11 protein-coding genes are annotated in these 13486 nt (G+C 68.3%); 4 read left to right on the top strand and 7 right to left on the bottom strand.

What is annotated here, in order from left to right; genetic code table 11:
• Positions 1-90: 90 nt before the first annotated feature.
• Complete coding sequence (locus LOK44_RS24690) at positions 91-2394, top strand: putative bifunctional diguanylate cyclase/phosphodiesterase (RefSeq protein WP_237572719.1); 2304 nt, start codon at positions 91-93, stop codon at positions 2392-2394.
• A gap of 9 nt (positions 2395-2403) precedes the next feature.
• Here LOK44_RS24690 and LOK44_RS24685 read toward each other — a convergent pair whose 3' ends face one another.
• Genes LOK44_RS24685 through LOK44_RS24665 form a run of 5 tightly spaced genes read right to left on the bottom strand, consistent with a single transcriptional unit; the run spans position 2404 to position 7184 of the window.
• Positions 2404-3258, bottom strand: a complete 855-nt coding sequence (locus LOK44_RS24685; protein ID WP_237572718.1) for a polysaccharide deacetylase family protein — start codon at positions 3256-3258, stop codon at positions 2404-2406.
• Complete coding sequence (speB, locus tag LOK44_RS24680; RefSeq protein ID WP_237572717.1) at positions 3255-4241, bottom strand: agmatinase; 987 nt, start codon at positions 4239-4241, stop codon at positions 3255-3257. The genes LOK44_RS24685 and speB overlap by 4 nt, the downstream gene beginning before the upstream one ends.
• Positions 4238-5002, bottom strand: a complete 765-nt coding sequence (locus LOK44_RS24675; protein ID WP_237572716.1) for an SDR family NAD(P)-dependent oxidoreductase — start codon at positions 5000-5002, stop codon at positions 4238-4240. The genes speB and LOK44_RS24675 overlap by 4 nt, the downstream gene beginning before the upstream one ends.
• On the bottom strand, positions 4999-5697 hold the full coding sequence (locus LOK44_RS24670) for an SDR family NAD(P)-dependent oxidoreductase (RefSeq protein WP_237572715.1): 699 nt from the start codon (positions 5695-5697) through the stop codon (positions 4999-5001). The genes LOK44_RS24675 and LOK44_RS24670 overlap by 4 nt, the downstream gene beginning before the upstream one ends.
• The gene (locus tag LOK44_RS24665; RefSeq protein ID WP_237572714.1) at positions 5694-7184 is read right to left on the bottom strand and encodes an APC family permease; all 1491 of its coding nucleotides are present in this window, start codon (positions 7182-7184) and stop codon (positions 5694-5696) included. Before LOK44_RS24665 ends, LOK44_RS24670 begins: the two co-directional genes overlap by 4 nt.
• A 169-nt stretch (positions 7185-7353) precedes the next feature.
• Here LOK44_RS24665 and LOK44_RS24660 point away from each other — a divergent pair, with 169 nt between their 5' ends.
• Together LOK44_RS24660 and LOK44_RS24655 are read left to right on the top strand one after the other, a co-directional pair.
• On the top strand, positions 7354-8766 hold the full coding sequence (locus LOK44_RS24660; RefSeq protein WP_237572713.1) for a PucR family transcriptional regulator: 1413 nt from the start codon (positions 7354-7356) through the stop codon (positions 8764-8766).
• Between the two features lie 103 nt (positions 8767-8869).
• Positions 8870-9295, top strand: coding sequence for a CAP domain-containing protein (locus LOK44_RS24655; RefSeq protein ID WP_237572712.1), 426 nt, complete (start codon positions 8870-8872; stop codon positions 9293-9295).
• Here LOK44_RS24655 and LOK44_RS24650 read toward each other — a convergent pair.
• Both LOK44_RS24650 and LOK44_RS24645 read right to left on the bottom strand, forming a co-directional pair.
• Positions 9264-12173, bottom strand: a complete 2910-nt coding sequence (locus tag LOK44_RS24650) for an MMPL/RND family transporter (RefSeq protein WP_237572711.1) — start codon at positions 12171-12173, stop codon at positions 9264-9266. The two genes, LOK44_RS24655 and LOK44_RS24650, sit on opposite strands and share 32 nt — an antisense overlap.
• A complete protein-coding gene (locus LOK44_RS24645; protein ID WP_237572810.1) occupies positions 12170-12595 on the bottom strand; it encodes an MmpS family transport accessory protein in 426 nt (141 codons plus the stop codon). Before LOK44_RS24645 ends, LOK44_RS24650 begins: the two co-directional genes overlap by 4 nt.
• A 181-nt stretch (positions 12596-12776) precedes the next feature.
• On the opposite strand from LOK44_RS24645, the gene LOK44_RS24640 reads away from it, so the two are divergent.
• Positions 12777-13430, top strand: a complete 654-nt coding sequence (locus LOK44_RS24640; RefSeq protein ID WP_237572710.1) for a TetR/AcrR family transcriptional regulator — start codon at positions 12777-12779, stop codon at positions 13428-13430.
• The last annotated feature ends 56 nt before the right edge of the window (positions 13431-13486 follow it).

Genomic DNA, 13486 nt, shown 5'->3' with positions numbered 1-13486 from the left:
TCCGCTCCGTCGTGACGCCGTAGTCTCCTACTCGGCGTCCACCCGTCCAGCCACCTCGGGCGCCGCGTGCGCGACGAGTGGGGGGACTACATGCCGCGGTCGAGGTTCACCCTCGTATGCGGCGTGCTCGGTGTCTGCTTCGCCGTGTTCGCCGCCTGGCTCATCGGCGGCTGGGGCAGCCCGGCGACGGTGCTCGTCGTCAGCGACCTCGGCTCCCTGCTTGCCGGCGGTCTCGCCGCGGTGTGCGCGGCGGTCACGACACGGGCGAGCCGTGGTCGACAGCGGCGGGCATGGGGCGCCCTGACCATCGCGCTGGCCGGCTGGTTCTTCGGCGACGCGGTGTGGGCGTACACCGAACTGGTGCAGGGCGTGGGCGTTGCCCCGTTCCCCTCGCTGTCGGACGCCGGTTATCTGGTGTTCCCCGTCGCCGCATGCGTGGCGCTGCTGCTGCTCCCCATCGGCACCGTCGGACAGTCCCAGACGCGTCCGCTCCTCGACGGGGTGATCATCGCCGGGTCGCTGTTCGTCATCATGTGGACCACGGGGCTCGACGAGGTGTTCCGGCTGGGCAGCGAGGACTGGTTCGCCTTCGCGGTGTCCGTCGCGTATCCGATCACCGACATCGTGCTGCTGAGCGTCGCGTTGCTGATGCTCACCCGGGCACGCTCGGGGCAGCGCGGTCTGGTCGTCGTGTTCACGATCGCGATGGCGGTCATGGCGGTGTCCGACAGTGCCTTCGTGCTGGTCAACGCCAACGGTTCCTACATCAGCGGTGGCCTGATCGACGTGGGCTGGGTGGCGGGCCTGCTGTTGCTCGCCGTGGCCGCGATGATGGGGTTGCGCTCGGCCGACATCGAGTTCGGGCCCGCCCGGCCAGGGTCTCAGACGGCGCTGTGGCTGCCGTACGTTCCGCTGCCGCTGGCGGTCGCGTTGGGCGCCAACGACGACGGGTCGCCGACACTGATGATCGCGGGACTCGTAGTCGTATCCGCCGTCGTGGCCCGGCAACTCATCATCGCCGAGGAGAACCGGCGCCTGCTGGTGACCGTGGCGGATCAGGCGTTGCGCGATCCCCTGACCGGACTGGCCAATCGCGCACTCTTTCGTGACCGCCTCGATCATGCGGTGGCGCTGCGGATTCGGGACGGACGCAGCATCGCCGTGCTGACCATCGATCTCGACGACTTCAAGCTCGTCAACGATTCGCTGGGCCACCCGGCCGGCGACGCGCTGTTGAAGTCCGTCGCGGTCCGCATCGTCGGGTGCGTCGGACAGGGCGACACCGTCGCGCGGGTCGGCGGCGACGAGTTCGCCGTCCTGCTCGAGGATGGTTCCGAGCCACCGATCGTCCTGGCGCACCGGATCTTCGATGCCTTCGACGAGCCGTTCTCCGTCGAGGGGCACGACGTGTACATGCGGCCCAGCGTCGGCGTGTCGACCGGTCGGAGTGCCGACGAACCCGCCACGTCCGCCGAGGCACTGCTCAAGCAGGCCGATCTGGCAATGTACGCGGCCAAGCGCAGCGAGCACGGCGGCGTCGCCGCGTTCACCGCGGACATGCACCGCATCGACCTTCGCGAGGTGGACCCGCCGCGTGATCGCGACGTGACGCCACGCCGTAGTGGTTCGGCCGGCCTGCAGTTGTTCGCCCAGCTCCGTCGAGCCATCGACCATGCCGAGCTGAGCCTGGTCTACCAGCCCAAGTTCGCCGTCCCGTCGGGTCGCATGGCGGGCGTGGAGGCACTGGTGCGGTGGGAGCACCCGCAGCGCGGGCTCATGCTGCCCGACGAATTCCTCCCGCTGGCCCGACAGAACGGTCTGATGGGGGCGCTGACCGAGGCGGTCGTCGAGCGCGCCGTGCGCGATGCCGTCGCGTGGCGCGCCGAGGGCACCGAGGTCCCGTTCGCCGTCAACCTCTTCCCGCCGACGCTCGGCGACCTGGAGCTGCCGAACCGCATCGTCCGCATCGTCACCGACGGCGGGCTGACCACGGACTGCCTGACCGTGGAGATCACCGAGGACTTCCTGCTCGGCAACGTCAAACGGGCCGGCAGGGTCCTCGAGATGCTGCGGGACTGGCAGATCCGCATCTCCATCGACGACTTCGGCAGCGGCTACTCAGCCCTGAGCTATCTGCGTGAGCTGCCCATCGACGAACTCAAACTCGATCGCCACTTCATCGCCCCCATGCTGACCGACGAACGCGCCGAGGCAATCGTGCGCGCGATCATCGATCTCACCCACCGCCTCGGAATGACGTGTGTGGCAGAGGGAGTGGAGAATGCGGCCACCGCGAAGCTGCTCGCGGAGCACGGCTGCGACGTCATCCAGGGCCACTACTGCAGTCCGCCGGTGAACGCGAGCGAGGTGCTGAGCGTCGCCGCACCGTGGTGACGGCACGTCCTACCCCTGAGGCGTGATGCTGCGCGGCGGAAGACCAAGCGAGCGAACGTGTTCCGCGATCGTGCCCAGGTTGGTCACCCAGACGTCGTCGTGATCGACGACGTACCGCATCAAGTCGTCGAGTTCGGCAGCGCGCGAGGGGCGACCGGACAGGAATGGGTGGTTGGTCAGCACCCAGCACCCGCCGACCCGCCGCAGACCGTCGAACTCCAACTGCCACAGTTCGCGTGCCTTGCGGGGACTCTCGATGAGTCCGCTGCCCGACACGTCGGGCAGGAAGCAGTACTGCTCCCAGTCGTCGAGCGCCCACTGAATCGGCAACTCCACCAGCGATTCCGACGCACCCGGGGTGATCCCGAGTTCGTACGGGTGGTCGGCGTCCATCAGGCTGGAGTCGTACAGGAATCCGCGCTCGGCCAGCAGCGCCGGGGTGCGCCACGACAGATCCCACATCGGCGCGCGGTAGCCCGTCGGCCTCACCCCTGCGACGTCGGCGAGAGCGGCCAGACCCTTGTCGAGGACGTCGATCTCCTCCTCGAGCGTCAGCGACGTGGGCTGCTCGTGCAGGTATCCATGGTGGGCGATCTCGTGTCCGGCGGCGACGATGCTGCGGATCGCCTCCGGGTAGCGAACGGCGGTGTGTCCGGGGACGAAGAACGTGGACGCGATCTGGTGGCGATCGAGCATGTCCAGGATCCGCGGTACGCCGACCAGCGGGCCGTACGCCTGATGGCTCATGATGCTCATCCGGGCGCCCACGGCCTCGTTGTTCCACAGCACGGCGGATTCGGCGTCCACGTCGAACGTGAAGGCGGCCGCCGCAGTCTTGCCCTCGGGCCAGGCGAATTCGCTCACCGGTCGGCCATCAGGGTGACGAGTTCGTAGGCCAGGTTCGCCGCGGCGACGGCGGTGACCTCGGCGTGGTCGTAGGCCGGGGACACTTCCACCACGTCGGCGCCGACGATGCGGAGTCCGCGCATGGCGCGCAGCACGGCCACGAGTTCGCGGCTGGTCATCCCGCCGATCTCGGGCGTGCCGGTACCCGGGGCGAAAGCCGGGTCCAGCACGTCGATGTCGATCGACACGTAGACGGGATGCTCGCCGACGCGTTCGCGCACGCGCTCGATCACGCCGTCGACGCCGATGCGGTCGATGTCACGGCAGTGCACGACCGTGAACCCGAGTTCGGCGTCTTCGAGCAGATCGGCCCGGTCGTAGAGCGAGCCACGGATCCCGACGTGCGCGGAGCGGTCCTTGACCAGCAGGCCCTGCTCCGAGGCCCGCCGGAACGGCGTGCCGTGGGTACACGGTGCGCCGAAGTACGTGTCCCACGTGTCGAGGTGAGCATCGAAGTGCACCAACGCAACCGGACCGTGCACCTCGTTCATCGCCTGCAGCGCGGGCAGGGCGATCGTATGGTCACCGCCGAGGAGGACGACGCGCTGCTCGGGCCTCGCCAGCAAGCCGAGGACGCCGTCGCGGATCTGGTCGACCGCAGCGGCGATGTCGAACGGGTTGGCCGCGATGTCACCCGCGTCCACGACCTGGGCGGCGGCGAACGGACTGACGTCCAGCGCCGGGTGATAGGGCTTCAACAACCGAGATGCCTGCCGAATCGCCGACGGTCCGAAGCGCGCCCCCGGACGGTAGGTGACCCCGCTGTCGAAGGGCACGCCGACCACCGCGATGTCGTAGTCGCCCACGTCGTGTCGCTGCGGCAACCTGGCGAAGGTGCCGATGCCCGCATAGCGGGGCACGGCACGGGCATCCACCTGACCGACGACCCCGTCGGCCGTTCTCACGTAAGGCTGGCCGTCCACCGCACTTCCCTCCGTCATGCCCGACACCGGGTCGAGCCGCCATTGCACGAGATGACCTGACCGACGATCGCCTCGAGGTCGAAGTCCGCCAGCAGCTCCACTGCGGCCGCCACCTCGTCGCTGGACCCGATGCGCCGCAACGGGATCGACGACGCATACCGGTTGTGCATCTCGTCGATCCCGACGCCTGCGGCGTCGGCGTCCACCAGGAGCTGGGGCGTGTCGGTGACGCCGGGCGCCACGGCGTTGACGATGACGTGCTCGTGCGCCAACTCCCGGCCCAGTGTCTTGACCAGCGAGACGAGGCCCGACTTGGCGGCGGCGTAGGCCGTGGCCTGCGGCCAGCCGGTGATGCCCCACTCGCTGCTGATCACGACGATGCGTCCGGCACCCGCGCGGCGCATGTGCGGGAGCACCGCCTGCACCAGGAAGAACGTGCCACCGAGGTTGGTGTCGACCACCTTCCACCAGTCCGCGTCGTCGTGGTCGGCCAGCGCAGCCATCGTCATGTAGGCGTGGTTGGCGACCAGGACGTCGAGGCGGCCGGCCGCGTTCGCGACGTCCTCCGCGATGCGCACGCACTCCGCGGGATCGGATACGTCGCCCGCCGCGGTCAGTCCGCCGATCTCGTCGGCGAGGGCGCGCAAGGCGTCGCCGTCGCGAATGTCGTTGACGGCCACGGTGGCGCCCGCGGCGGCGAGGCGGCGGGCGTGGGCGGCGCCCATCCCTTGCGCCGCACCGGTAATCAGCGCGACGTGTCCGGTGAGGTCGGTGGTCATATCACTGCTCCGGAGTTGACGCTGACGACGTCGCCCACGCTGAACGTGCCGTCGCAGACCAGGTATTCGACGCAACGCGCCACCTCGGGCGGCGTGGCCAGGCGGCGCAGCGGCAGCGTGTTCAGGTATTCGGGTGCGCGCCACGGAGAGTCGGCGGCCAGCAGTGGCGTGTCGGTCGGACCGGGTGCGACGGCGTTGACCCGGACGCCGTGGGCGGCCACCTCGACGGCGAGGCTGCGCACGACACCGAGGATGGCGCCCTTGGCCGCCGCGTAGTGCACGTCGTGATCGCCACCGCCGATGGCCAATTCACTGGCCACGGCGACGAGCGCGCCGCGCCGTTCGATCAGGTCCGGCAGCGTCGCCCGGGCCACGTTGACGAGACCGCCCAGGTGCACTCGCAGCATCTTCCGCCAGGACTCGGGGGTGATGTCGGTGACGGCGGCCATCTCGTAGTACCCGGCGCACGTCACCACCGCGCTGATCGGTCCGAGCCGGGACCGAATCTTCTCGGTGGCGGCGTAGACCGCATCGGCGTCGGAGACGTCGACGGCCACGGTGTGCTCGGCGCCGGGAGCCGATCCCCGCAGATCGAGGCAGCCGGTGACGAAACCCCGGGCGACGAGTGCGTCGACGATGGCGGCGCCGATGCCACTGGCACCGCCGGTCACCAGCGCGACGGGTCGACCGGTCACCGGGTCGCGCCCCTGTCGTCGGTCCGTGCGTCGATCGCGTCGATCGACTCCATGTCGTCGACGTCTGCCGTGCTCGCGATCCTCGTCCGCACGCTCGCGTAAAGCAGTGCTCCGACGACCGCCAGGACCGCGATGCCGATCCACACCGACCAGTCGAGGTAGCGCTGCTCGAAGGCCACCCGCGGCCACGCGATGTTGAGGAACTGCAGCACCGCCCACACGACGGCGACCAGCGCGACTGGCAGCGTCGCGCGGCCCAGGGAGAACTTGGCCGGCGTCCAGCCGCGGCGCAGCAGCACCACAAGGAAGCCGACCAGCGGGAAGAGGAAGGCGAGGTAGAAGCCACCCGCGGTGAAGTTGACCATCAGCGAATACACGTCCCCCGCAACGATGGACAGGAGGAACAGGCCCGCACCGATGACCGTGGTGACCAGGATCGCCACCGTGGGGATGCGCGCCTTGCCGCGCAGCCGCACCAGGGCGCCGGCGGCGGGCAGCGCACCGTCGCGTGAGTAGGCCCAGATCACCCGCGAAGCCGACGTCTGCAGAGCGAGGAAGCTGGCGAGGAAGCCGATGACGAACAGCACCTCGACCGGTTTGGCGACCCCGGCGCCGAGCGCCGTGGTCAGCGTGTCGTACACCGGGTCGGCGACGGTACCGTCGGCCACCGCACCGAGATCCGGGATGGCCAGGATGATCGCGAGGGCGGAGTACGCCACCACCACGAAGATGAAGACCAGCGAGAACAGCACTGCCTTCGGCAGATCCCTGCGCGGTTCGCGGACCTCCTCGGCGATCGAACCCGCGCTCTCGAATCCGACGAACGACCAGCCGATGAAGGCCACCGCGAGCATGAACGGCCCGGTCAGGTACGCGAGCGTGTCGGTGTTGTCCGCGCCGCCACCCTCGAACAGCACCGACAGCGAGTTCTGCCGGTGGAAGAGCAGCAGCCACGTGCCGAGCACGACCGAGCCGATCACCTCGGCGATGATGCTGCCGACCATGAAGATCTTCAGCGCCCGCCGCCCCACCAGGTTGACCGCGGTCCCCGCCAGCAGGATGAGGAGCGCGATCAGCGCGAGCGTGCCGCCGGACGGCTCCGCGATCCCGAAGATGTTGGCGATGAAGCCCGCAGCGCCGAGTGCGACGGTGGCCATGGCGATGACCAGGGTCCACATGTAGACCCAGCCCGCGAACCAGCCGAAGGTGGTACCGAGCAGTCGGCGCGACCACTGGTAGATCGACCCCTCCAGCGGCCAGCGCGACACCAGGGTCGCGAAGATCAGCGCAACCAGGAACTGGCCGCTGAACACCAGGAGGAAGCCCCACCAGAAGCTCGGCCCCGCGGCGGACAGTGCCAGACCGAAGATGCCGTAGAGCGCGACGATCGGCGAGATGAACGCGAAGGCGAACGCGAAGGCCGACCACAACGAGAACTCGCGGCGCAACTGCTGGGGTCGCTCTGCGGGGGTGACCGGTGTCGACATGGACTGCTCCCACTACTCGGTGCTGGTGGCAGGAACCCTCCCCCGGCACCGGTCCGGATGCCAGCCCATTGGCCGAAGACGCAGAGATCGCACTGCTGCGACCCCCGCCCGTTGAACGATTGCACAACGGTGCCGCTCCGGCGTGTGTCCGCGGCGTTACGCTCGGGCCGTGACCTCGCCGCAGCGCACTCCTGCGGACGAGCCGGTCGCGCCCACGCTGGCGGACCTGCTCGACGCTCCCGGCCTGGGTCTCGCGGTGCCCGACGGCTTCGACCAGGACCTCGGCCGACCGATCAGCTGGGTGCACACCACCGAGATGGAAGACCCGTCGCGGTACCTCCGCGGAGGTGAGCTGGTGTGCACCGTGGGCATCAGCCTGCAGACGGATCGGGACTGCCAGGCGTTCGCGGCCGCACTGACGCGTGCGGGCGCGGCCGGCATCTGCTTCGGGGTGGGCGACCGCCACGACGCGGTTCCGGCGGCGCTGCTGGCCGAGTGCCGCACGCTGGGGTTACCGGTCTTGGTGGCCTCGCCCGATGCGCCGTTCAGTGCCGTCAGCCGTTACGTCGCCGAGTCGTGGCTGGGTGCGGAGATCGCGGTGGCCCGCGCCACCAACGCACTGGTGCCGGAACTGCTTTCCTCCCTGCGGCGGCATGACTCGGCACGACAGCTGCTCGACGGGGCGGGCCGAATACTGGACTGCTACTTCCTGCTCGAGCCGGACGGCGTCCCGCAGGGGCAGGAGGACGGCCACGACGATCAGGTAGCCACCGTCGCGGTGCCCGGGCTCGGCACCCTGGTGTGGATGGGCCGCGGCGAGCAGCCCGAACCCGCACTACTGGACCTCATCGCACGCTTCGTGCGCGCGGCCCAGGGGGAACGCGACATCGAGGCCGTGCTGGCCCGCGAACGCGTCGGCCAACTGCTGTCCTTGGTCGAACGGCGCATGCTGCTGCCCGACGCCTTGAGCCAACTGATCGAGTGGCCGGGTTTCACCGCCAACGAGGTGACCTGCTCGGCGTGGCCCGCCGGTGCGGGTGCGCTGCTGTCGATGGCACTACCGGACGCCTTGATCGGTGACGCCCCGGATCTGTGTCTGATGTTGACGGCGCAGCCCTTCGACGTCACCGACGATCTATCCCTGCCGTCGGGTCGCTCGGCCGCGGTGGCCATGACGGAAGTCGGCTCGGCCATCGCCCAGGCCCGCATCGCGCTGGACCTCGCTCGGTACCGCGGCGGCCACGTCGGCCCTGACCAGTTGAGCACCTTCGAGAGCCTGCTCGAGCAGTTGCCGCTGGCTCAGCTGACCCCGTTCAAGCAGCAGTTGATCGACCCGCTGGCGGAGATGGACCGGGCGCGCGGGACCCAGCACGTCCGGACCCTGCGCGCCTTCCTCGACGCGAACTGCTCGCTGAGCGAGACCGGCAGGGCGCTGTATCTGCACACCAACACGGTGCGGCACCGGCTCGCCCGCATCCAGGAGATCACCGGACGTGACCCCCTCGTGCACTCCGATCAGACCGCATTCGCCGTCGGTCTGCACGCCAGCACCCGCGAGGAACGCACTCCCCGACTGCACTAGCCGCGCCGTGAACGGTGCGCTTAATCGAGTTCCGCTTCCGCGAAGCCCCTGACGTGCCATCCTTCGAGCAGCGAACGTCGCGGCGTGAAGGAGACCGACCGTCATGAGCAGGCTCGACCGCACACCCATCGTCGTGGCCGGCGCCCTCGCGGTGTTCGGGCTCGTACTGGCGCCAGCGGCGCACGCCGATCCGACCCTCGACCGAATCACCGAAGCCGTCGAGTCGGTGCGTGAGCGCTCGGGCTGCCCCAATCTGGCCTACTCCCCCCAACTCGAGGCCGCCGCGCAGCAACTCGTCCGAGCGGGCGCGCTCAACGCGAACGGTTACCCGGGCGTGCCGACTCCGATCGTGGCGACGTCGGCTCCGACGGCGTCTGCGATCTCCGAGGCGCTGTCGTTGGGCAACGGCCACATCCTCGACTGCCGCAACACCGATCTCGGTGTGGGCATGGTGAGCAGCGGCGAGTACAGCGTCGTCGGCCTCGTGCTGGGAGCGATCAGGGGACCGCAGGCTGCACAGGGCTCGTAACGGTCGAATCATCGCCTCGGGGCCAAGGTTTCGGCACCGGACGCAGCCGGACGTGGCGCGGCCACCAGAACCACCGACCCAGTAGAGCTGCCAGCGACGGCGTCATCAGCGACCGCACGACCAGCGTGTCGAACAGCAGGCCGAGACCGATCGTGGTGCCGACCTGTCCGATGACGATCATCTCACTGACCGCCATGGCGGCCATCGTGAAGGCGAACACCAGACCGGCCGAGGTGACGACGGACCCGGTGCCTGCCATCGACCGGATGATGCCCGTGTGCAAGCCGGCGTGGATTTCCTCCTTCATGCGCGACACCAGCAGCAGGTTGTAGTCCGCGCCGACCGCGAGCAGCACGATGACCGTCATCGGCAGCACCATCCAGTGCAGCGGGATGCCGATGAGGTGCTGCCACAGGAGAACCGAGAGACCGAAGGACGCACCGAGACTCAGCACCACGGTCCCGACGATCACGGCAGCCGCGGCGATCGCCCTGGTCAGGATCACCATGATGAGGAAGATGAGGATCAGCGCGGCGACGGCGGCGATGAGCAGGTCGTAGTCGGCGCCCTGCTGCATGTCCTTGTACATCGCTGCGGTACCGCCGACGAACACCGTCGACCCCTCCAGCGGTGTGCCCTTGATGGCGTCGGCAGCCGCGATGCGCAGCGGCTCGATGTGCGACGTGCCTTCCTCGCTCAACGGGTCGCCCTGGTGGAAGACGGTGAACCGCACGGCGTGACCGTCTGGCGACAGGAACAGCTTGATGCCGCGCTTGAAGTCGGCAGTCTCGAACGCCTCGGGTGGCAGGTAGAAGGTGTCGTCGTTGCGCGCAGCGTCGAACGCCTTGCCCATCGCGGTGGCGTCGTCCTGCATCGCCATGTTCTGGTCCTGCTGTGCCTTTTGCGCCTGATACTGGTTGAGCATCATCTGCTTCTGGTTCTTCATCGTCTGGATCATCGCGGGCATCAATGCCGCCAATTGCGGTGTCAGATCAGCCAATTCCTCGATGTCGGGCACCAGGTCCTGGATGTCGGCAGACAGCGTGTTGATGCCGTCGAGCGTGTCGAAGATCGACCGCATGGCCCAGCAGACCGGGATGTCGTAGCAGTGCGGTTCCCAGTAGAAGTAGTTGCGGATCGGTCGGAAGAAGTCGTCGAAGTCCGCGAGGTGGTCGCGGATCTCGTTGGTGTCGGCCGAGGTGTTCCTGAACTTCTCCGCCATCCGCCGGGTGACGTCGGCCATCTGCAGCGTGATGCCCTGCATCTTGGTCATCGAGTCGATGGTCACCTGCATCTCGTCGGCCTGCTTGAGCGTGTTGGCAAGCACCGTCTGCTGCATGTCGTTGTTCATGAGTTGGCCTGTGCCGCCCTGGCTCACCGAGTACGCCAGCGAGGCGTGCTCGATCGGCTTGCCGTCCGGGCGGGTGATCGTCTGGACCTGCGCGATGCCGTGCACGCGGACCATGGCCTTGGCGATCTTGTCGATGATGAGGAAGTCCGCCGGGTTGCGCAGGTCGTGATCGGCTTCCACCATCACGAGTTCGGGGTTCATCTTGGCGTCGGAGAAGTGGCGGTCGGCGGCGGCCATGCCGACGTTCGCAGGCACCTCCTCGGGCAGGAAGATCCGGTCGTCGTAGGTCGTGTGGTAGCCGGGCAGCGTCAGCAGCCCGACGAGCGCGAGCACGATGGCCATGACGAGGACCGCGCCGGGCCAGCGCACGGTGGCCGCGCCGATGCGACGCCACCCCCTGGCACGTCCGGAACCCTTCGGTTCCAGTACCTTTCCGAAGCGGGTGACGATCGAGATGAGGGCAGGCCCGAGGGTGAGTGCGGCCGCGACCACGATCGTCATGCCGATCGAGAGCGGAAAGCCCATCGTCTGGAAGTACGGCAGCCGGGTGAAGTGCAGGCACAGCGTTGCGCCCGCGATGGTGAGACCCGATGCGAGCACCACGTGCGCGGTGCCGTCAAACATGGTGTAGTACGCGGACTCTCGGTCTTCGCCCGCTCGGCGCGCCTCCTGGTAGCGGCCGATCAGGAAGATGGCGTAGTCGGTGGCCGCGGCGATGGCGAGGGTCACCAGCATGTTCGTCGCGAAGGTGGTGAGGCCGAAGACGTCGTGGTACCCGAGGAAGGCGACGATGCCGCGCGCCGAGAGCAAGCCCACGACGACCATCGACAGCGTCACCAATACCGTGACCACGGAGCGGTATACGAGCAGCAGCATGACGGTGATGACCGCGAACGTCAGCGCCTCGATCGTCTTCATGCTCGCGTCGCCGACTTCGTTCTGATCCGTGGTCGTCGCGGCAGGGCCGGTTACGTACGCCTCGACACCCGGTGGCGCCTTGACGCTCGCGACGATGTCGCGGACGCTGGCCACCGAGTCGTTCGCCAGCGTCTCGCCCTGGTCGCCTGCGATGTACACCTGCACGTAAGCGGCCTTGCCGTCCATGCTCTGGGCGCCCGCCGCGGTCAGCGTGTCACCCCAGAAGTCCTGGACGTGCTGGACGTGGGTGGTGTCGTTGCGCAGCTCGCGCACCATCTCGTCGTAGAACAGGTGGGCGTCCGGTCCCAGCGGATCGTCGCCCTCCAGGACGATCATCACCGAACTGCTGGTGTCGTACTCGGCAAACACCTCGCCGACGCGCTTGGTCGCGATGAGCGAGGGTGCATCGTTGGGGCTCATCGATACTGCGCGCAGCTTCCCCACCTCTTCGAGCTGCGGCACGCTGGTGTTCAGGAACGCGATGATCGCAATCCACACCAGGACGATCGGCACGGCGAACAGGCGGATGAACCGCGCCACCGGGGGCCGGGCTGCGTGCCGGACGCGTGGGATCGGATTGGTCGGGTTGCCTTCGAGGGTGCTGGTCATGCCGCCTTCACCAAGCAGTACGTTGCGGGATTCACGCCGTCGGCGATCCTTTCGTCCTTGACCTCGTCGTCGACGGTGACGCGACAGCCGATCGAGCCACCGTCGCCCTGGGCGACGAGGTTCGGCTGAACCGACGGGACCGTGGTCTCGAGCCGCAAGGACCACGGCAGGCTGACCTCGCCCGTCCGTTGCGGCAACCCGTCGAGGTCGGTGTAGTTGATGACGGCGGTGCTGCCGGATCCGAACACCTCGTAGGTGACGACCTTCGGGTTGAACGAGTCCGCGGTGTCCGACCCGACCGGCGTCACGACGGCACCATCGGAACCGAAGACGGACCGGAGATTGCCGACGCTGACGACACCGATCGCGATGGCCGCCACGACCAGGACCGGTAGCCAGACGCGCTTGACCGCGGCGATCACCATGGGCGACCCGCCGTGGCCCGGGCGCCATCGATCGTTGGAGACACGGTCGGGCCTTTCGACGAAGGACTGAGTAGACCGGCCCCCGACGGGTGATCTAGATAGGCAATCTAAGTCCCGAAGTGGATAGAGTCAATCCGGTTATGGCCCGTAAGTCGCGCACATCACTAAAGTGGGGGCGATGATTGACAAACCGTGCCGCGGCCTGCGCAAGGACGCCGAACGCAACCGGCAGCTCGTGCTCGAAGCTGCCCGTGAGCTGTTCGCTGCGAAGGGCATGGAGGCGACACTCAACGACGTCGCCCGTCACGCGAACGTCGGCGTGGGTACCGTCTACCGGCGCTTCGCGACCAAGGACGAGCTGGTCGAGGCGATCTTCGAGGACGGTATCGAACAGGTGGTGTGCCTCGCCGAAACCGCACTGCTGCACGATGATTCGTGGGATGGCTTCGTGTGGTTCGTCGAGCACCTGTGCGAGTTGACCGCGACCGACCGCGGCCTGCGCGAGATGGTCTACAGCAAGGCATACGGCGGATACCGCGTCGAATGCGCTCGCGACCGGCTCCGTCCACCGATCTCGAAACTCGTCGAGCGGGCCCGCCACGACGGCTACCTGCGCCCCGACGTCGAGCACACCGACATGCCGATCATCGGCATGCTGGCGGGCACGGTCAGCGAATGGGCCGGCCACGTCGAGCCGGAACTCTGGCGCCGTTACGTCGCGCTACTGCTGGACGGGATGCGACACGGCGACGGCCAGAGACCTCTGGCCGTCGAGGCGCTGGACGACGACCAGATGGACGAGGCGATGCGGGGCTGGCACCCGGCAGGCTGAGCGGTCGATTCCACAGCTCGACCCTCACCGAGCTCTTGACTCCATGACCCGACCCT

Source organism: Mycolicibacterium lacusdiani (assembly GCF_021916785.1).
GTDB classification, from domain to species: domain Bacteria; phylum Actinomycetota; class Actinomycetes; order Mycobacteriales; family Mycobacteriaceae; genus Mycobacterium; species Mycobacterium lacusdiani.
This window is presented reverse-complemented; position numbering and strand designations above follow the sequence as displayed.